General features: G+C 49.4%; 17 protein-coding genes and 1 pseudogene. 10 read left to right on the top strand and 8 right to left on the bottom strand.

Going from position 1 to position 19,726, the window contains the following annotated elements; genetic code table 11:
- Nucleotides 1-5: 5 nt before the first annotated feature.
- From mscS to AC27K1_RS17800, 4 genes are all read right to left on the bottom strand, one after another.
- Complete coding sequence (mscS, locus tag AC27K1_RS17815) at nucleotides 6-839, bottom strand: small-conductance mechanosensitive channel MscS (RefSeq protein ID WP_487152145.1); 834 nt, start codon at nucleotides 837-839, stop codon at nucleotides 6-8.
- A gap of 58 nt (nucleotides 840-897) precedes the next feature.
- Nucleotides 898-2,358 carry an MATE family efflux transporter gene (locus AC27K1_RS17810; protein ID WP_487152144.1) on the bottom strand — a complete coding sequence of 487 codons (1,461 nt, stop codon included), beginning with the start codon at nucleotides 2,356-2,358 and terminating at the stop codon, nucleotides 898-900.
- A 230-nt stretch (nucleotides 2,359-2,588) separates the two neighbouring features.
- A complete protein-coding gene (locus AC27K1_RS17805; RefSeq protein ID WP_487152143.1) occupies nucleotides 2,589-3,581 on the bottom strand; it encodes a TerC family protein in 993 nt (330 codons plus the stop codon).
- Nucleotides 3,582-4,073: 492 nt separating this feature from the next.
- Entirely contained in the window at nucleotides 4,074-5,273 is a 1,200-nt protein-coding gene (locus AC27K1_RS17800) for a multidrug effflux MFS transporter (protein ID WP_487152142.1), read from the bottom strand.
- Nucleotides 5,274-5,391: 118 nt separating this feature from the next.
- Between AC27K1_RS17800 and AC27K1_RS17795 the strand changes: the two genes are divergently transcribed.
- From AC27K1_RS17795 to AC27K1_RS17770, 6 genes are all read left to right on the top strand, one after another.
- Complete coding sequence (locus AC27K1_RS17795) at nucleotides 5,392-6,360, top strand: LysR family transcriptional regulator (protein ID WP_487152141.1); 969 nt, start codon at nucleotides 5,392-5,394, stop codon at nucleotides 6,358-6,360.
- 78 nt (nucleotides 6,361-6,438) lie between these two features.
- Nucleotides 6,439-6,867 carry a hypothetical protein gene (locus AC27K1_RS17790; protein WP_487152140.1) on the top strand — a complete coding sequence of 143 codons (429 nt, stop codon included), beginning with the start codon at nucleotides 6,439-6,441 and terminating at the stop codon, nucleotides 6,865-6,867.
- A gap of 171 nt (nucleotides 6,868-7,038) precedes the next feature.
- A complete protein-coding gene (locus AC27K1_RS17785) occupies nucleotides 7,039-8,550 on the top strand; it encodes a hypothetical protein (protein ID WP_487152139.1) in 1,512 nt (503 codons plus the stop codon).
- Nucleotides 8,551-8,622: 72 nt separating this feature from the next.
- A complete protein-coding gene (locus AC27K1_RS17780) occupies nucleotides 8,623-9,777 on the top strand; it encodes a hypothetical protein (RefSeq protein ID WP_487152138.1) in 1,155 nt (384 codons plus the stop codon).
- Between the two features lie 87 nt (nucleotides 9,778-9,864).
- Entirely contained in the window at nucleotides 9,865-11,133 is a 1,269-nt protein-coding gene (locus AC27K1_RS17775; RefSeq protein WP_487152137.1) for a hypothetical protein, read from the top strand.
- A gap of 112 nt (nucleotides 11,134-11,245) precedes the next feature.
- Nucleotides 11,246-11,929, top strand: a complete 684-nt coding sequence (locus AC27K1_RS17770; protein ID WP_487152136.1) for an NAD(P)H-binding protein — start codon at nucleotides 11,246-11,248, stop codon at nucleotides 11,927-11,929.
- A gap of 21 nt (nucleotides 11,930-11,950) precedes the next feature.
- On the opposite strand, the gene AC27K1_RS17765 is transcribed toward AC27K1_RS17770, so the two are convergent.
- From AC27K1_RS17765 to AC27K1_RS17750, 4 genes are all read right to left on the bottom strand, one after another.
- Nucleotides 11,951-12,133 carry a hypothetical protein gene (locus AC27K1_RS17765; protein ID WP_487152135.1) on the bottom strand — a complete coding sequence of 61 codons (183 nt, stop codon included), beginning with the start codon at nucleotides 12,131-12,133 and terminating at the stop codon, nucleotides 11,951-11,953.
- Between the two features lie 10 nt (nucleotides 12,134-12,143).
- The gene (locus AC27K1_RS17760; RefSeq protein WP_487152134.1) at nucleotides 12,144-12,869 is read right to left on the bottom strand and encodes a DNA-3-methyladenine glycosylase I; all 726 of its coding nucleotides are present in this window, start codon (nucleotides 12,867-12,869) and stop codon (nucleotides 12,144-12,146) included.
- 132 nt (nucleotides 12,870-13,001) lie between these two features.
- A complete protein-coding gene (locus tag AC27K1_RS17755; RefSeq protein ID WP_487152133.1) occupies nucleotides 13,002-14,306 on the bottom strand; it encodes an OprD family outer membrane porin in 1,305 nt (434 codons plus the stop codon).
- Between the two features lie 222 nt (nucleotides 14,307-14,528).
- Nucleotides 14,529-14,906, bottom strand: a complete 378-nt coding sequence (locus tag AC27K1_RS17750) for an MAPEG family protein (RefSeq protein WP_487152132.1) — start codon at nucleotides 14,904-14,906, stop codon at nucleotides 14,529-14,531.
- A 281-nt stretch (nucleotides 14,907-15,187) separates the two neighbouring features.
- Between AC27K1_RS17750 and AC27K1_RS17745 the strand changes: the two genes are divergently transcribed.
- The 4 genes and pseudogenes from AC27K1_RS17745 to AC27K1_RS17730 form a co-directional block, all read left to right on the top strand.
- Nucleotides 15,188-15,892, top strand: a complete 705-nt coding sequence (locus AC27K1_RS17745; RefSeq protein WP_487152131.1) for a helix-turn-helix domain-containing protein — start codon at nucleotides 15,188-15,190, stop codon at nucleotides 15,890-15,892.
- A gap of 129 nt (nucleotides 15,893-16,021) precedes the next feature.
- On the top strand, nucleotides 16,022-17,380 hold the full coding sequence (locus AC27K1_RS17740; RefSeq protein WP_487152130.1) for an MATE family efflux transporter: 1,359 nt from the start codon (nucleotides 16,022-16,024) through the stop codon (nucleotides 17,378-17,380).
- Nucleotides 17,381-18,488: 1,108 nt separating this feature from the next.
- Entirely contained in the window at nucleotides 18,489-19,442 is a 954-nt protein-coding gene (locus AC27K1_RS17735) for a hypothetical protein (RefSeq protein ID WP_487152129.1), read from the top strand.
- Nucleotides 19,443-19,582: 140 nt separating this feature from the next.
- Nucleotides 19,583-19,717 (top strand): annotated as a pseudogene (locus tag AC27K1_RS17730) (branched-chain amino acid transport system II carrier protein); the annotation flags it as partial.
- Nucleotides 19,718-19,726 lie beyond the last annotated feature (9 nt).

The raw sequence follows: 19,726 nt of genomic DNA, 5'->3' as shown, positions 1-19,726 counted from the left end.
CGTTTTTACGCTACTTTCTCCAGATGAACATCCATCTGCGGGAAAGGAATTTCTATACCGGCTTCATCCAGGGCAATCTTGATGTTCTCGTGCAGGTCAAAGTAGACATCCCAGTAGTCTTCAGTTTTAACCCAGGGACGTACAACGAAATTCACAGAAGAGTCTGCCAGTGCGCTGACGCCAATGGTGGCTGCAGGCTCTTTCAGTAGACGACTCTCTTTTTCCAGAACGCTTTGCAGCACAGTCCGGGTTTGCGCGAGATCGGCCTTATAGCTGACACCAATGACGAGATCGACCCGGCGGGTGCCGGTACGGGAATAGTTGATGATGTTGCCATTGAGAATATTGGCATTGGGGATAACCACCATTTTGTTATCCGGTGTCATCAGCACGGTGGTGAAGATCTGGACGGATTCCACGGTACCGGAAGTGCCCGCTGCTTCCACGTATTCGCCGGTCTTGAGTGGGCGGAACAGGATCAGCAGGACGCCGGAAGCAAAGTTGGACAGGGAACCCTGCAGCGCCAGGCCAATGGCGAGGCCGGCGGCACCGATGATGGCGACGAAAGACGCAGTCTGAACACCAATACGACCCAGTGCGGCAATACCCACAAAGGTCAGGATGGCGTAATGGGTGATATTGCCGCAGAAACGGGTAATGGTGACATCCACCCGGCGCTTTTCCATGACACGAACCATGGTGCTGCTGATCATTTTGGCAGCGATATAACCCACCAGAAGAATCAGCAGCGCAGCCGCCAGGTTAATAATGTACTGCAGTATTATCGCGTCGTTGCGGGCGACCCAGTCACTGGCCTGATTAACAATATCCGCGTTCATTCGCAAACCTCATTGGTTAAATAGACGTTTGCGGTAGTATAGTTTTGATATTATTTCTTCAAAGTTGCTTTGCGTCAGTATCTTCCGCAGCCTCTGCCTCAAGCTGGGCATCTTCCATCATGTAAGCCCGGGATGAACAGAACGGTGTCAGTGGCATGGCCGGTTCGATCACCGCTTCTTCCTCTTTCCGTTCGTGGCAGACTTTCAGCTGATGCACCCGTCTGGCGGCCAACAGGAAGCCCGCAATACCAAACAAAATGCTGCCAACCGCCTGGCCGATCAAAACACCTTCGGCACCGAAGGTGTTTCCACCAAAGATCACAAACGGAATGGTGCCAATGGTCGCTTTCCCTGCATTCAATAATGTCGCCCAATAACTACGATTCAGGTTATTAAACGACGCATTGGCAATAAATAGCGCACCATTAAACGCAAAACTCATGGCGATCCAGGGACAGAACAGGGCAAACAGTTCTGCGGAATCACCACGTAAACCAAACACATAGATAAGAGGGTCGCGCAGCAGCCAGAGAATCAGGGACACAACCAGGCTGTAGAGGGCGGCAAACGTAAGGGCGTCGAACAGGGTTCGGTGTACCCGGTCGAAACGCTGGGCACCGAAGTTCTGACCAATGATCGGGCCAACAGCGCCGGAGATGGCAAACAGCAGACAGAATGCCACAGGAATAATACGACCGATGACCGCAAAACCGGCCACATAGTCAGTCCCAAAGTCGGCGATAAACCGGGTGACAAAGGCATTGCCGAACGGCGTGGCGATATTGGCAAGAATCGCGGGCAGGGCAATAACGGCGATAGGTTTCAGATTGCACTGGAAATCCTGCCAACGCGGTCGTGCCATCAAACCGTGGTGGTAAATCATGCCATAGGCCGCAATCACAAAAATGCTGATACGCGCCACCACTGAGGCGACCGCTGCGCCTTCAATGCCCATATTAAGGCCAAATATAAACAGGGGATCCAGGATGGCATTGACGATACCACCGGCAAGTGTGGCCAGCATGGCGCGTTTGGCGTCACCGATGGCGCGCAGTGCTGCGTTGGCAGCCATAGCCATGGCCAGAACAGGGGCACTGGGCATCAGGATACACAGGTAATCGGCAGCTTTATCGGCGACCAGCCCTTTGGCGCCTACCAAGGCCAGCAGAGCCTCCACATTGGACACCATGAGCATTGAGATCAGCGATCCGATGATCAGGGAAAACAACATGGCGCTGGCACCAAAACGACGGGCGCCAGCCATATCCTTTGCACCCAGTGAACGGGATACCAGGGCACCCATGGCAATCGAGGCGCCAATAGATACCGAGGTATTGAAAAATACCAGTGAGCCGGCAAACCCGACAGCTGCCGCCAGCTCGGCATGCCCCAGCAGGCTGATAAAGTACATATCCAGCAGGTCGACCAGGAACAGGGCCATCAGCCCGATTGCACTGGTAGACGACATGACAACGATATGGCGCATAAGCCCGCCATGGACGAATCGGGCGTCAGACATAAAAGACTTCCGGCATGAGGCAAAGCCCTAAGCATGCCCTTTCCTGCAATAACTGCAACTGCCCTGTTGTCGTGTTACGAATGGTTCAGGTAAGACGACTTACAATGCGCCGCCGGACAGCCCTGCAGATTCTCTGGAAGGAGTGCCGGGTCGCCGCGATGATGGAAGAGAAACAACCGCCAGCATAAGTGGCTGGCGGTTGTGGATCGGGCTGGTGATTCGCTCGGCGATTATTTAGGCATGGAGACGTTTACCGGAGGCAGCGTCATGGCCGGAACAACCGCTGGTTTCCGGAGCAGCGAAAAACTGATGGAAGCACCCAATACCGAGGCGATGACCAGCAGGGATACCGGTGTCGGAATCGCCCACGCGGTATCCAGCAGCAGCATCTTCACACCCACAAAGCTCAGCATGACCGCAAGGCCATAGTTCAGGTAATGGAAACGATCCATCAGGCTTTCCAGTACGAAGAACAGCGAACGCAGACCCAGTATTGCCATCACGTTGGCGGTGTAGACCAGGAACGGATCGGTGGTTACCGCGAAGATGGCCGGAATCGAGTCAATGGCAAACATCAGGTCGCTGAGTTCCACGACCAGGACCACCAGTAGCAGCGGTGTTGCCATCCAGCGGCCATGTTCCCGTACCCAGAACGCGGCGCCACGGAAACCATCGGTCATCGGTAGACGACGTGACAGGGCCTTCAGCCAGCGGCTGTTGCTGATGTCGTTGTTTTCGTCGTTTTTGTGCATGGCCATCTTGATGCCGGTAAAGATCAACAGGACACCGAAGACGTACAGCACCCAGTGGTAACGGGCGATCAGGGCGCTACCGGCCAGGATCATGATGCCCCGCATCACCAGCGCACCGACGACACCGTAGAACAATACCTTGTGCTGGAAGGCGCGCGGTACGGCAAAGGCGCTGAAGATCATGGCGAAGACAAACAGGTTGTCGATGCTCAGGGACTTCTCAATCAGGTAGCCGGTGGCAAACGCCAGTGCAGCTTCATGGTTGGACAGTGTACTTCCCGGTTCCAGCGTTCCCCAGAAAAAGAAAATAATCAGGTTGAAGGCGACGGCCAGGGCGACCCAGACGGCACTCCATCCCAGCGCATGACGCAGGGAGACTTCCTTGTTGTCACGGTGGAGGTACAGGTCAACGGCCAGCATGGCCAGGACAAACACGTTAAAGCCGATAATCGGCCAGGAATGGTTCAGCACGGTATAGCTCCGTCAAAATCTGGCGCGCACGAAATCGCGCACTATGGCTAGTGTGGTGCTGGTCTCGTCAAAGCTTGTGAGGCTCAACCGTTGCCGGGATTGCTCCGTGTTGACGACAACGGTCCCACTTGAGGCGGGCGACTACTCCCCAACGACGCGTGTTGCGTTACAGTCGAAGACTGCGGTCAGTTTGGGTTGTGGTTAAGGCTATCTGCGGTTTCTGATCCTGATAATGGTGTCGTACTGCTTATCCATGGGGTTCTGGGGCAGACACGACATACGAACAGGCAGGTGTTGGCCTGCGGTGCGGTATTTCAGTGAATCGTGATTGAGCGTGATGTTCACTCAGGTAATGCTCGTATCAATAAGACACTGGCAATCTAAGGGCAAGGTGTGGATGAAGTCAATGCGTATTTTGTCGTCGAAGAGCGATGGATTTTCACGGGTGGCCATGGCCGCTGAAAGATAGCGGCCATGGCGGTTGAGGGGGGATTAACCTGTGACGGGTTCTACATGGCCAGTGCTGCTTTTTGACTCTTTGCTCATGACCGTGACCAGGCAGGCGAAGACGGCCATCGCCAGCATCAGGATGGCAAGCATCAGCCGGTGTCCGATTGGCGTGGCCTGGGCCAGAATGCTGATCAGCGCCGCCCCCAGCATCTGGATACAGACCAGCAGGGCTGAGGCTGTGCCGGCGATATGGGGGAAATCAGCCAGCGCACGGCTGGTGGCGGCGCCCAGCAGCCAGGCGAACCCGCAACAGGCAATCATCACCGGTACCATGAATGACCAGGCGGTGTGAATATGCAGCCAGTATCCCCCTGCCATTAACGTCGCGCCGGTCAGCATCATCATGCTGCCGATGATCATGCAGCCGGATTCTCCCAGCAGGAACATACTGCGTCCGGCGGCAAAGCTGCCCGCCATAATCACCAGGGCGTTGGCGCCGAACAGCAGGGCGAACGTTGTCGTAGAAATGCCCATGGCGCTGATCAGGATCTGCGGGGCAAACGAAACATAGCTGAGAATCACCGCCATGGCGCCCATGCAGCAGAGGCTGTTCAGCACGAAGGCACGGTGTCCCAGCAGTTCACGATAACTGGCCATTAACCGGAACGGACGCTGACTGGTTTGATCCGGCCGGGTTTCCGGCAGTTTCATCGTGACCAGGGCCAGACTGGCGAGCGCAAAAAGCGCCAGGAACACAAAATTCGCCTGCCAGCTGAAAGCAGCCGCCAGTGCGCCACCCAGGCTGGGGGCGAGCGCCGGTGCGATATTGAGGGCGCCATTCAGGTAGCTGTAGGCCTGCGCTGCTTCACGGGGAGGCAGTCTGTCGCGTACCACGGCAAACGCAACGGTGGTCGTACAACAGGCGCTGGCGCCCTGCAGCATGCGAAGGATGATCAGCTGGTCGATCGTCTGGCAGAGAATAATCAGCAGGGAGCTGATCATGTACATCACGATGCCGGCGATGGCTACAGGACGTCGTCCAAAACGATCGGTCAGGGGGCCTGCGGCCAGCTGGCCAATACCCATGCTCAGGATGAACAGGCTGAGCGTATACTGAACCTTGTCAGCGGTGGTATTGAAAGACTCAATGATGGTGTTGAAAGAAGGCAGGTAAATATCCACCCCCAGCGGGCTGAACAGCACGAGCAGAATCAGCACGCCCATTAAACTGCGTTGTGGCAAGGAAGTCTCCAGGAAATATAAGGCGAACGTCTTTTATTGCCGGGAATGATACGATCGCTATGATATGAATCCTAATGAAATTACCTGTCGTCGTGTTTTCCATTTTGGAATAGTTGTCATGTCCCTGGATCGTCTGTTTCGCCTTGATTTGAAATTACTGGTTGGCTTCATTGCGCTGCTGGAAGAACGCAGCGCCAGCCGGGCGGCATTGCGCCTGCATCTGAGCCAGTCGGCAATCAGCAAGCTGCTGGGCCGGCTGCGGGAGTTGTTCGATGATCCGTTGTTTGTTCGCGTCCCCCACGGTTTGGAGCCGACGCCACGGGCCATTCAATTGGAAGGTGGTGTCAGGCTGGCGCTGCGGCAGCTGATGACGGCCGTTGAACCGGAAACCTTTTCACCGGAACACTCCCAGCGGCACTTCATGCTGGCGTGCATTGGCAGCGCCTACCCGGTGTTGCTGGCCGGTCTGTTTGGCCGCATCCAGACGCTGGCGCCCGGGGTGACAATGAATTGTTATGACTGGCAGCCGGACTCCATTAACCAACTCCAGCAGGGACGGATTGAACTGGCGGTGATTGCCAGGGAAGTGACAGACAACCCGACCTATGGCATGTCGGGCTTACCGCGGTCTCTGCGTTATCGCGAGCTGGCGGAAGACCGAAATGTCTGCCTGGTGCGCAAGGGACACCCGGTCTTGTCTGAACCTGAATGGGATCTGGACACTTATCTGAAGCAATCCCATGTACAGGTGTATTGCGAGGGAAGGGACTACTGGCTACTTGATTATCGTCTGGACCAGATGAGCCTGCGCCGTAATATCACGGTACGGGTGCCAGACTTTTATGCCGCATTGAGCATTTGTGAGCACAGTGATCTGGTCTTTACTGCACTGGATCTGTTCTCCCGTGAAGCCCTGAAGCATCATGGGGTGGTTCGTCGTCCCCTGCCTTTTTCCCTGGAACCGGTCACGTACCTGCTGGTCTGGCATGAGCGGTATGACAATGACAGTGCCCATGTCTGGTTACGGGAACGCATTATTGAGCATGTCCATGCCCGGATGGCGCCTTGTGAGAATGCGCCGGTGTAGCGCCTTGTTGTCACAGGGGGATGGCATTATCCTGTTTGCCGGTGACGATTCATTTAAAAAACGGATAACTCCCTTCGCATGACAGACTATGGCACGGACGATATTTACCGGGATATTCCCACGGACCTGCTTGATGAGCTGGGCAATGTATTTGCACTGATTCCGAAAGCTGTCCGTGGACCGATCAATATGCTGCGCTATGGGCCTGGCCTGATGAAGGATATGAATGCCTGCCAGAAGCCACTGGCGGACTGGCTGGCGCAGTTTGCTGAAAGCGAGCGGGATTCGGCGGCAGCGCACCTGGTTTCACAGGCCATCCTGGCCAAATCCATGGATCGAAAGAGCATCCTGGCGATCCGGAAGCTGTTCCTCGGTGCGACGGAGGATAAAAACAAGGATATGAGCCGCAAGGTTGAGAAGACGGTTTTGGGCCATGAAATCCGGATTGACTGTTCGCTGCAGGCGGTCGGCGAAGGATTACGGTGTGCCCTGGACAAAGCGCGATAACGACGCAGGCTGGGTGCCAGTGAGCCTGATCTGAAGCCCGGCATCTTTGTGTATGAATAATTATTGATTTGTTGGGTGAATGTTAGCCCTGACGACAGGGATGTTAGTGAAAGCTGACACGGGATAATCATAATAACCGGATAAATTTAAGTGCAATCAGGTTGTTATGTCATGGCTGCTGACTCTATTTGTTCCACTGTTTCCTTTGTAACGGCAAGGTCATCTGTTGATTCAGCGGACCCGGAAACCGGTGCTGATGTGACGCCGCATTTTGCGGATTCCTGTGGTAGCAGGGCTGCGTCGGTACCTGTCGATGAGCGGGGATGTTCTTCAACAGCCGCACAGGGGGCAGCCCCTGGTGCTCCTGAGACCCGGGGCAGTGACCAGAAGGCTGGGAGAGGATGGTGGCATGGCGTCAGTTACCTGGTGCCCGGGCGCATCAGACACTGGCTGGGTCAGGAAGGCGATAATACGCAGACACAGCCTATTCCACAGACTCATGAGAATGATCAGGCAGACGATGCTGATGAAGCCGTGGCTCCCTCCATTGTCAGTGGGGACAGTCATTATTACTCACTGCCAGGTATCGCGAATGGTCATCATACTGCGCAGCCTGTTCAAAATGATGATGAGTCTGGTGCTGAATCCGCAGGCAGAGATCCCGTAAAAGCTCAAGACCCGTTATCCACAGCAACATCACGGCAGAAATCGTCGACTGTCCATGAACCTGCACAGCTAACATTCAGGGTTGATCTGAAAAACAGGCGAATGGCCAGCCCCGTAACATCGTTGGAGTCAATGTGCTGGGTGGTATCGATTTTCGATAAGGTGGGCCTGTTTATTAAGGTTTCATGGAAGTTTATGCAGGGTTTGTTCTGTGAAACCTTAGCCAATAAAAAAGGATTTTCATTGTTGGCTGCAAAGCCACACCTGTATCAAGTGAATCCTCAGTTAATGCATGTTCTCGGTATATCGGAGAGTGATAATGAGGAAAATGGGGATGAGCATCCGGATGCCGATTCAGCGTGTGTGAATACAGCAGGCGTGCTCTCTGAGGGGGATATTCAGACCTCAACGTTAGTGCATGACAGCCGCAATAATACTGATTCAACTCATCGGACAAAGTGTGAAAGGATTAAAGAACAAGCGGCTATCAATCGGCATAAAGACACCCTGCGTGCTCGTGACCTGGCAGAATCACTGCTGAATACCTTTGTACACACATTTAAGTCCTACGCTGAGAAAGGCTTTAAAAAAGGACTTCAACCTGAACGTGATCAGGTTCAGAAAATTATGGGGTCGGCAGAATTAAGCGAAGAATTAAATGAGTATCTCGATATCGTAAGTCAAAAGAAACAGGCTAAAGACAACAGGTCGCTTGACGCGATCAAAGATGACGTGCTCACGGATTTTCTTACGGTTGTATTAAGGGGGCTGAATATGGATGATGAACGGGTCATCGAAACATACAACCTGTTTCGTCTGGGAAAAGATAAAAAGGAAGATGGGATAGTCTTCAAAGAGGCTGGGGATAAATCCATGCTTGAGTTTCATAGTTGGTTCGGAGTCGTGAAACAAATCCATTTACCTTGTAGAGCTGAAGTTATGGAAAAGGCAGTGGCTACTATCGTCGAGGAAAGAGGATTGCCGTTCTCTAAGCAAAAGGTTGAATGGGGATTTTAGCGGCGTGGTTCCAGGTGTTTTGTATGAGGTTACTGTCCCAGGTTTAACGCAAATGAAGGGTTTATATAGCGGATGCTCCAGACGATTGTACCATCTACCTGCTCAAGTAGAGGAACTCAACAGTCTTCCCATGCAGAGCGAAACGAGAAAGTAGACGCTCAAAACCACTCATATCCTGTTGATAACGAAAAACAACCTGCAACTACTGGCTTATCTACTACAGAAACGGGGTGCAATACGCCAGATATTCCCATACAAACAAGACACGTTCGCAATGAGAAACCTGGAACACGAATAAAAAATCAGCTGTTAACAGCGGTTCATACTGCCACAAATGATATTAAAAATAAGGCTGAAGAGAAATTTAATCGTATCCTTCTTAAAAAAAAACATGATTCGAGTGTTGAACAATCTTTGAGGCGGAATGAAGAGGAGGTCAGTCAACGTGAAGAATTAATGGAGTTGCAAATGACGACAGATAATCGATTGAATGACTTGTCTGAATGTAGCCTGTTATCGAAAGAAGAATCTAATGCGTGCTGTGAGCGATGTAGCATTTGGTGTGATAATTTATGTGTGATCTTTGCTTTTATTTGTCAGACGGTTTTTTATTGTCTGTTTCGATGTTTTTGTTGCTGTATAACGTCAAAAGATGACAAGGAGTTGCTTGAGCTTGAACGGAGCGTTGAATTAGTAAGGTCTGAGGCAAAACGCCTGAATCAATTAAATGCGAGTGAACAGGGTGATGATCCAAGAAAAGAATTATTGATAAAAACACTGGCGAATGCCTTTCATCCTTGTGTGAAATATGGGTTTAAGCGAGGGCTTCTTTTGAATATAAGAAAAATTGGCAAAACACTCTTGACGATTAAAAATACATTGCAGGATTATGTGATAGATGAAGCTGCCAGATGGGTAACGGAAGATATAGAGCAAGGCCGCCAACCGACTCCAATTCTGGAGGTTGAAAATGATGTGTATTCAGAAATCCTTTATCACGTTGTGACCCGATTGAAAATGGATGAGGAAAAATTACAAGGCATCCAAAAATTTTGTTATGAAAACAGGGAAGGTAAGACGCGACTGGTTGATAAGGATAACGGATACTGTGAAATTGTTATTTGTTTTTGGGGAATTCGGAAACGAGAATTGATTTATAAAACCAGTGCCTATAAAACTGCTATCAACAGGGTCTTAGCTGAAAGAAACATAATGCAGGGGGGTTAGTAGTTACTTATTCTTGACACGGATGTTAGTGCTTCCATCTTGTCAGCATTCCATACTGACTCTGTTAGGTAACACAAGGTTTTATCAATGTTTAGCTCTGCTATGGATGGTCAAAGAGCATCCACACCACTATCAAATGGCAGCGAACCCAACAATGGTCTAACAACCGCAGTAACCCCTGGTGGTACTGTGTCGGTTGTGGCTGTCGAAGCACATCAGGGATTGACTGATACAGCCGGGGGCGATAGTAATGTTGCTGTACCCGTGTCTGTCAGCAGTCGCAGCTGTAATGAAACTTCCCCCACCCATTTAAAGGCATGGATCACCCATTCAAGGCAGGCATTCAACACCTGGTGGTATGGGGAAAGCGCACAGCCAGTATCAATCCCTGAAATTAATGCACAGTGTGATAATGAGGGTGAAGGCTTGGCAGCAACAGAAAGTATGCCTGATCCTGAGCATGCAGCTGTGAATCAGGATCTATCTGAGACCAATACAGGTACAACGGAACAGGTTGATCAGGGTAACGATATTCAAGTTTCTGAACTTCAACAGCTTTCCAGTGCATACACAACACCAGAAGAATCCGTAGAACCGGAAGATCATAATCCAGAAATGACGTGCTGTGAAAAATTCAGGGCATTTTGCATGGTAGTCCACACCGCTATTGTGATGTTGTGGGAGAAAGTTAAGTCATGTTTATATCGGTGTTTCTGTTGTGGCGCTGGTAACGATGACAGTCCGGACGAATTTAATGAGGCTGTTGAGGAAGGTGCCGAACCTTCAGCGGTGAATAACTCAGGTAATACCAATGTAGAAGTAGTAGATGGTGAGGAATTTTTTGATGCATTAATAGAAACTGAAGAGCAGTCAAATAAATTTTTATCTCTTGTTGGAGCCTATTATCGGGCCTTTTTCGATTACTCTAAAGTTGGCTTTTTTAGAGGTCTCGCTATGAATAATGAAAAAGTGAGTAGGATAATAAATAGTGTAAAGGAGAAACTTTATAAATATGCCAAAGATGAGGCGAAGACTGTTATTCTAGCCCAAGATGCACAGGGAAGAAGTCAGCGAGATATTGAGAACGATGTATACAGTTCTATATTGAAAACCGCGATGGCCAAGCTTGATTTTTCTGAAGAAAGAATAAAGGAAACTTACACAATATTTCATCAAGAAGCCAATGTTATGGGGAATCCTTATCTGGTGGATAAATCAAATGGGGATTGTATACTTATTGTTAAATATTTAGGTATGGATCCACGTAAATCACATCTTCCTTACAGTGTTGCCGCTTATAGAAAAGCGATTCGGGAACTGGCAACTGAAAAAGATGTTGATGTCACTGACCTCTAATATCACGACACAATAGAATGCATTGTAAATGCACATAAATATATAATGTTGGCATTGACTCTAATACTATAAATGCACTTCCGGTTTATATGCGGTGAAAGAAAACGTGACCATGACGACAACACTGAACCCACGTATCGCGTTAGTTGTAGGTTCTACCGGCGCAACAGGCTCGCAGTTGATGCAGCGTTTATTGGCATCAGATCACTTTTCACAGATTGTTATTGTTCATTATCGCCCTACCCAATGGGCAACACACCCCAAAGTCTCTGAATACCAGGTCACACCCGATGAATTGAGCCAGCTTTCGGGACTTCCACACATTGATGAAGTTTTCTGTTGCCTTGGCACGACCATTCGGAAGGCAGGTTCAAAGCAAGCCTTTCGTAAAGTCGATCATGATTATGTGATTGCCCTCGCACAGTGGATGTCTGCCAATCCTCAACCTCGCCTGCACCTGATCAGCGCTTATGGCGCGAATGCCAGATCCCATGCATTCTATATGCGGGTGAAAGGGGAGGTGGAAGACACCCTGAAAACCATGGGGCTGGATTCTCTGGTGATATATCAACCTTCCCTGTTGCATGGTGAGCGGAATGAATTCCGGCCGGCAGAAAAAGTCGGATTTTATGCCCTGTCCCTGGTTGCCTGCATTCCATTGCCTGCTATTCGCCGGTATCGTCCGACACGTATCGGTGCGTTGGCAGAAGCCATGTTTCAACAGTCATTGATTGAACGAAAACCTCTGACGGTCATGAAGCCGGACGATATTGCCGCTTTTGAACAAGTGGCTTGAATTGCGATGGCTTTCAGGGAATCAGCCTTGAAACAGTTCCATTAACAGTCGCCCGACAAGCAGGATGAAAACCAGCACAATGATAATGCTGGACATCCTGCTTTGCGCTTCTGCTGATACGGGCCTGGCATACTTCTCCAGTACCATGACCAGTACGCCCAGAACGGCGAAGAGAATCAGCAGGATTGTCAGCAGGTTGGTCATCGCGGATTCCTTATGGGTGTACCAGCTCTTTGGTTTGGGCGGCTTGTATGTGGTTGTCGCCGACGCTTAAGGCAACCAGACGACTGAGTTCAGACAATGACCGGCCACTTTCCTCTTGAAGCCTGTTAAAGAATGCCTGGATTTGTTGCCGGGAGCGTTTTGTGCTGGTGCTGCCATCAATAACTTTGTGCGCGCGCAGGTAGCCTTCCACATCACGACTGAGAAGAAAGGTGTCCTTTCCCAGTGCTCGCAGGGCGTATGGGCCGGTGTTGCCGCCCAGTCTTGAACCGTACTTTTTCAGGTATTGCCATAATCCGATGATGTTATCGGTTGGCCAGTCAGCAATAAACGTGGCAAAGCTGCCGTGTTCGCGCTGCACATCGCTGATCATCAGGGCGTTGTCGCGAATGCTCCAGACTTTTTTCAAGTGCCGGATGATGCGCGGGTCAGCGGCTTTCCGCTCCAGCATCTCGTCCGGCATCATCAGCAGCTTTTCGATATCGAAATGCCAGAACAACTCTTCGAAGGAGGACCATTTGTTATCCACAACACGCCAGACAAACCCGGATTGGAAAACCTTTCGGGTGAATTCTGCCAGGTAGCGATCATCGCCAAGCTGTGCCAGCGCTTTATGAGTAAGCGGTTTGGATAACAGACCTTCAAGCGCCTGTTCGCCACCTTTGCGCTCGCAGGCGCGTCCATAAATCGTTTGGTAACTTTCTGCTTGCACGTTCATTACCCTGATGTCGCGGACGACCAGTGTAACGTATCCTTTCGTGGCGGGTTACTGCCTTAACCGTAATTTCGCTATACAAACAGAAACGCCACCCGAAGGTGGCGTTGTTGAAGTCGGTAAGCAAATAAGTGCTTAGAAGACTTCGTAGGTGTAGGTCAGGTAGACACGGTTTACATCAGCATCATACATAACGCCTGGCAGGGAACTACGATCTCCGGTTGCCTGACCGCTGGTGCGGTAACCAACGTGATACCAGGCCAGTGACAGACCTTCCAGATTGCCGGAGAAGTCATAGTTGACGTAGGTGCCAATTTCTTTCTGCTTGAAGTTGTCAATGTCTTTGGCATCTTCGCCGTTGGCGTACCACACATCAACGCTCAGACCTGGCAGGTGATCACTGAAGTCATAGCCAGCACTGAGCATGTAGGCCTTGGTGTCTTCCAGGTTATAGCCTTCCCATTGATCCAGTGAGGAGTTATAGGTGCCGTGGTCACCGTCAAAGAGGGTGTTGTCATAGTCACCATCTTTGGTCTTGTTGTAGCTCAGGCCGACGTAAGCATTACCAAGGTTGAGTGTGGCATTGAAGTTGGTGTATGCAGATTTATAGCCTTCATCGTGAACCCAGTTTGGGCTGCTGCTAGTGCCTGCATTATAAACATACAGGTCACCATCTTCTTTAACCTTTCCGTAGCGAGCATCCAGATCCAGAGACATGTTATCGGCAAGGTCGAGGCTGTAGGAAACCTTGGCAAATGATTTCTTCAGGTAGTCCTTGGATTTAGCCTGTTCTACGACCAGACCAAGACCATTGATATCATAAGCTGCACCCAGAATAGTGATGTTGTCTATATCTTCATTTGCAGCATTTTCCAGATCATCCTTGAAGGTAGATGCGTTACGTGCACTGGCTGCAGTGATGCGGGTTGCATACAAATCCACACCATAAACGCTGGCGGCAAGATCTGCACCGTAAGTGGATGAGTTCAGGATACGTGAACCACTATCACCGTATGTTTCAAGGCCACGCTTCTTTACACCATAGGTAGCGTGCAGGTTCAGATCATCATCACCGAATTTTGCTTTCAGGAAAGCCTGCTGGAAACCGGCGATATCATTGGTTTTACCACTCTCGCCGGTGGGCAGGTTGCTGGGACCCCAAGCAAGGTTTTCTGTTTTGGTATTGATATCATTGGCAAAGCCTGCCTGGATATCGAAACCAATAATGTCAGCGTAATAGCCGGACTGATAGTCTGCTACCAGTGCGTGCACCCAGTCTTCACGAGCATTTGAATCTGCTTGGTCAGACTCCCAGTAGTAGTTCTTATAGGTAACGCTCAGCGAGCTGTCGTCTACAAAGCTGTTATCAGCCTGTGCAGCAGTAGCCCCCAGTGCTGCAGCGACAGCAACGCTTAATGCGCTCTTTTTCAGCATTTTCATTATGGTGTACCCACTCCAAGGTATGTTGTTTTTGTTGGTAGTTATGCTTAGAAGCGCTGACCCACATGCAAACAGCATGCCTCCCCGAGGTCAGGCGCATACGTACATAACGAAGCGCTAGTGTTAATCAGTTGTAGAAAAAATTCAACAATGTGTCACATAAAGGTGCATGTTTTGTCATCAAATTGTGCAGAGTGTCAGTTGAAATACCTGTCTGGATGTTCAGGCAGAGATAACAAACAGGGCAATGACACAGCCATAAGCCGCGAACCAGGACAGCGAACGCAGCATGTGTTTATCCACCAGGTAAAAGATGCCGTATAAGACACGCAGGCCGATAAAGGCCAGTGCCAGCATGTCGATGGAGGCCTGGCTTGCAACGCCGGCCTGATGGGCAATGATCACCGCTGCGGCAAAGATAGGGAGTGCTTCAAAGCAGTTCTGTTGTGCCCAGTTGGCCCGTGCGCTGAGACCTTCCAGGCCGACATAAAAATCCCGTGGGCGACGGTTGTTGTAGCCCGGTGTCGTGCTTTTGGAGATGAGGGTGAAAACGAATGGCATCATGGCGGCTGCCAGAACACACCAGTAAGCGGTTGTCATTATGCGTTCCTGTCCGTTGTTATTGAAATCTTCTGGTTCAAGAGAGGTGGTCACAGCGAATAGGCAAGACCGAACCCGTGCCGCATAATGCCACATCTCTGTGCACAACGCCTGAGTTTGTTCCCGGATGATACATGGCGATGATGGCCAGCACCGACATTGAGCACTACCAGCTTCCTGATGAAGAACCCCTTCAGATCATTCGCGTGGATGAATCGAACCGGCAACGCTTTCAGCGGCGTCCGCACCGGCATGACTATTTCGAGGTTGTCTGGACCGAAGTGGGTGAAGGTGAGCACAGTATTGATTTCACGGCTTTTCCTCTCAGACCTCGCACACTTTACCTGATTGCACCGGGGCAGGTGCATCAGATAGTGACGCCACCGGAACTGATGTATGTGCTGACGTTTCAGACGGACTTCATTGAATCAGGCTACCGCAATCGTCTGTTGCTTCAGGAAGCGTTTGCCACGTTCAGCATCGATCGTGCCTGCATCGAGCTGGATCAACCGGGATATCGTCATCTCGATCACCTGGGTGAAATCATGGATGATGAAATCCATCGTGAAACGCCAGACTGGGATCTGCTGGAGTCACTGCTGACGGCATTTCTCCATTACCTGACGCGCTATCTGCCGGATTTCACGCCAGAATCCGTTTACATTGATCCACGCATCATGAACCTGTTCGATTTGTTGGAAGCCCATTACCGACAGCAACGACATACGTCGTTTTATGCTGAACAGATTGGTCTGACGCCTAAGCGACTCAATGAGCTCACCCGTCAGCACCTGGGTAAAACGGTGACTCAGTTGCTGCATGAACGTGTGATTGTTGAAGCGCGCAGGGAGCTGACCTTTACCCCAAAAACAATCAAGACCATTGCCTATGAGCTGGGTTTTGAGGATGTCGCCTATTTCTGTCGTTTTTTTCGTCGGGAGACCGGCGTTTCACCGCTGGGTTTCCGTAAGATGGTATTTGCCTGAGATGTTCTAAAAACACCATAAAATGGGCAAAGCATCCATTTCTGATTCATTTTCTGTGCCGGATAATGCCATGCGTTTCGTGGTGCCTGTTAACAGGCACCCGTCGTTTCGTGAGGTTCAATAGCAACGATGGCATCCATTAACCTGAGAACCGACCCCGTTGGTTCAAGTTTTGTGCACTACCTGCTGCCGGCTGTCAGTGGCATGGTGGTGAAATCCCTGTATGTCATGGTCGATACGATCATGGTCGGTCGAGGTGTCGGGCCGGATGCTTTGGCAGCGCTCGCTTTGACGATTCCTTTTTTCGCGCTGTTTTTTGCCTTGTCTCTGATGATTGGTGTCGGCGGTTCTGCATTGATGTCAATCCGGTTCGGGCGTGGTGACTATGAAGAAGGCCAGGCGCTCTTTTCGCAATCGATACTGTTGACGTTGATTGCCAGCAGTCTATTGGTTGCAGTCGGGCTATATTGGCTGGATGACCTGGTGTTAATAACCGGTGCCAGTGGCGCATTGTTCGACATGACCCGCGATTACCTGGGCATCATGTTGATGTTTTTCGTCGTTTACTCGTTAGGCTGGGTCATATCATGCTTTGTTCGTAATGACACCAATCCACGGCTGGCGATGTTTGCCCTGGTGGCCAGTGCGTTAACCAACCTGGTGTTGGACTACGTCTTCATCTTTGTTTTCAACTGGGGCGTTCAGGGTGCCGCACTGGCAACGGGTATTTCCCAGCTGGTACTTTTCGGTGGTGTGCTGTTGCACTTCTTTAGCGGGAAAGGTGTTCTGCGCTTGAAGATGCCGGAGTTTCGTTTTGACTCTATATCGAAAATCATTACCACCGGATTGCCGACGTTTTTTATTGAGTCGACAGTCGGTGTCAGTACGTTGGTGTTCAACTGGGTCCTGATTCGTACAGGTGGGGATCTTTATGTCACTGCCTACAGTATCGTGATCAACGTTGCGGTGTTGGTGTTGTTTGTCCTGATGGGCATTGGCCAGGCCTGTCAGCCTGTTATCAGCTTTAATCATGGCGCTGATGCATCAGAGCGGGTACGTCAAACCTTGATGCTGGGAATCAAGACGGCCGTGGCCGTCGGTGCCTCTGCGCTGTTGCTGGCGACGTTTGCGTCAGACTGGCTGGTTGGCTTGTTTGTATCAGACAATCCTGCGCTGTCAGAGCTGGCAGGATTCGCCATGCCGTTGTACTTTCTGGCATTCCCCTGCATGGCCGTGAACCTGTTGATTGCGTCATTGTTCCAGGCCATTGAGCACCCAATGACTGCAACGATGCTGTCACTTGTGCGGGGCTTTGGTTTTGTCGTGCCTGGCTTGATGCTGCTTCCGTCATGGCTGCCGGAGGCCGGTGTCTGGCTGGCAGTGCCGTTTGCAGAGTTGATGACACTGTTTTGTAGTCTTTTCCTCTATGCTCGTTTCAAACCTGTGAGCAATAGCGCTATTTATTCCAGTGATAGCATTAGAATATAGTCATTCTATTCTTAATAAATATATGGGGTTAGTGAGCTAACCCCTTTTTATGGGGTAATTGCATCGCTATTTGCATAAATCTATCTAATGAATTGCGTTTTTATATAAACCATTTCTCTTTTTAAGGGTCTGATTTATAGGGTTGTTCTTTGTTGATTATTTTCAGAGGTTTCTTATTATCTAATGAATTCTGTAAGTGGCCATTCTGCAGTTTCTCAAGAAACAAAATCTTCTCATGATTCTGGGAGTAATGATGAGCGATGCTGCTTTTCCAGATGGTGTGTAGAAGCATGTCACTATTTAGGGGAATGCCTTTTAATTTTGTGCTCAATGGTATTTTGTTGTTGCTTATGTAATCGTAAAGTCAGTGGGGCTAACGCATCTGGCCAAAGCCGACAACAAAATACGCCTCCCCCCGAATCGCCGAAAGAACCAAAAACTAAACCAATGGGTAAAGGTGCAAAAAAAAGATTAAGAGAAGCTATGAAAAGAAAGGAAGAAGAAATAAAAGGATGGCCAGATTCTGACTCAGATGATGAATCTGATGATCGTAGCTCTGAAGTCAGGAGGCAGAGAAGGCGGCGGAAGCTGCGGAGTCCGACAGATCAAAATAATATCATATCAACAGATACAACAAAATCGTCGGGGAGTGGGAATAGACTTTCATCATCCTTAAATGGTGCTCGTATTGATGGTGATCGGGTTAATGATGAATCGGATTGTCCCAATAGCTCGTGCTCGTCAAATGAACCGGATGATGGTTAATGTTGAAGGCAATTTGTCAGCCTCTGTTGACTTTGATTCTATAGGAAGAGGAAGTGATGCGAGTACGGAATGACTACGGCACTAAACATGAGATTAATTTTTTCTGATTACTTAATCAGGCAATCTCTTTCTAAAATATAGAAAGTCCATATAAATCATAAGTATAAAAAAGCTATCTTCTTCCCCCCAACCTTCCATGCGAAAAATTACATTCATAGCGATTAATAGAAATCCACATATGAACTTTTTCTTCATAAGAAGCTCTTACTCTAAGAGCATCACATTTTTTGTTGATATCAATAACACTACCACACTAACAACCTGGCATGAGAGAAATAGTAAAATGGAAAGCAAAGCATTAATTCAAGCTACATTTCGTAATCCCTCCTTCCACAACGAAAAAAAAACGCAACAAACACTACAAAACTCTTATTTATCCCATACCGATTCCAGAATGACAGATTCAGTCAGCCTCAACACTGAACAAAATCAACCCATTAACAAGCGATCCATATCATCAACTGACCATTTGGAATTAACAAAATCATGGGAACTGGAATATTACAAATATTTATGCGCAGAAAAAGGTTATTGCCAGATCTGCATGGATGGCGATGTATTAGTGCTCACATCATTAATGCATCAAGAATTTGATGAAGCTAAAGGGGTTTGTCCTGGTTGTGTAAACGACTGGATAACCATGGGATGTACAGAACTCATACATGAACATGTCTGCAGCGATAACACACGTCACACATGTTACATAAATCATGGCATGTTGAAAAACACAGTAGAAGAACGCCTCGACAGACTGTTATCCTTGAATATAACCGATGAGAATCTATCAACTATCAAAAACCCGGATAACAAATTACCTAATATCAAAAAATTTGTATGTCAAAAATGCAATAAATACCAAAAAGATTATTGGGACAGCCGGAAAGACTGGTGGGGCGATTTTCTCTACAACTGGAATACCATTTGTCCCGGCTGTGGAGATTTCGTTGTTGTTGATAATGACCAGGGCGAGAATACGTGCAGTGTATTGTTGGCAACATGCTGCAACATCAAAATCTGCACGTATTGCCATCAATCCACTAAAGATGGCCACATATTAGTAAAAGGAACACTTGAAGCACCGAAACAATGCCCAAAGGATTGTATTGATCCTTTTCTAAAGAAAGATGCGACGGTCCGAAAGCCAATACCTGTCTGTAGCTGTGTAAACACTCAAGAACATTCAATAAGCATGGGGCAGGATGAAACGCCATCGGGTGTTGGAGACGTCAAAAATTAGACGTTATCTCAAAGGTATATTCGACGCCTTGTCCAGGGCTCAATCGTATAAAGCAAAAAAACAGACCTGAGTGGGTCCAGCCTGTTAACACCAGGGGAAGGTATTGGCATTGTACGTAGCAGCCTTGTCAGGTTTACCCGGTGCTGGCCAGTGTTATAACGCTGGCTTGTCTGACGACGGCGGTCGGTGTTGGGGTCTTCTGCGCAAATTTCTTCAGTAACCAGAGTCCGCATTTGATTGATACGTCGGCTATCACCGTTATCATGCTGGTGTCTGCTGTGGTG

Source organism: Kistimonas ophiarachnellae (genome assembly GCF_057552235.1).
This window is presented reverse-complemented; position numbering and strand designations above follow the sequence as displayed.

Coding starts and splice junctions, on each gene's coding strand:
- mscS (WP_487152145.1), bottom strand. CDS start 839: ATGAACGCGGATATTGTTAATCAGGCCAGTGACTGGGTCGCCCGCAAC.
- AC27K1_RS17810 (WP_487152144.1), bottom strand. CDS start 2,358: ATGTCTGACGCCCGATTCGTCCATGGCGGGCTTATGCGCCATATCGTT.
- AC27K1_RS17795 (WP_487152141.1), top strand. CDS start 5,392: ATGTCCCTGGATCGTCTGTTTCGCCTTGATTTGAAATTACTGGTTGGC.
- AC27K1_RS17790 (WP_487152140.1), top strand. CDS start 6,439: ATGACAGACTATGGCACGGACGATATTTACCGGGATATTCCCACGGAC.
- AC27K1_RS17785 (WP_487152139.1), top strand. CDS start 7,039: ATGGCTGCTGACTCTATTTGTTCCACTGTTTCCTTTGTAACGGCAAGG.
- AC27K1_RS17780 (WP_487152138.1), top strand. CDS start 8,623: ATGCTCCAGACGATTGTACCATCTACCTGCTCAAGTAGAGGAACTCAA.
- AC27K1_RS17775 (WP_487152137.1), top strand. CDS start 9,865: ATGTTTAGCTCTGCTATGGATGGTCAAAGAGCATCCACACCACTATCA.
- AC27K1_RS17770 (WP_487152136.1), top strand. CDS start 11,246: ATGACGACAACACTGAACCCACGTATCGCGTTAGTTGTAGGTTCTACC.
- AC27K1_RS17765 (WP_487152135.1), bottom strand. CDS start 12,133: ATGACCAACCTGCTGACAATCCTGCTGATTCTCTTCGCCGTTCTGGGC.
- AC27K1_RS17760 (WP_487152134.1), bottom strand. CDS start 12,869: ATGAACGTGCAAGCAGAAAGTTACCAAACGATTTATGGACGCGCCTGC.
- AC27K1_RS17755 (WP_487152133.1), bottom strand. CDS start 14,306: ATGAAAATGCTGAAAAAGAGCGCATTAAGCGTTGCTGTCGCTGCAGCA.
- AC27K1_RS17750 (WP_487152132.1), bottom strand. CDS start 14,906: ATGACAACCGCTTACTGGTGTGTTCTGGCAGCCGCCATGATGCCATTC.
- AC27K1_RS17740 (WP_487152130.1), top strand. CDS start 16,022: ATGGCATCCATTAACCTGAGAACCGACCCCGTTGGTTCAAGTTTTGTG.
- AC27K1_RS17735 (WP_487152129.1), top strand. CDS start 18,489: ATGGAAAGCAAAGCATTAATTCAAGCTACATTTCGTAATCCCTCCTTC.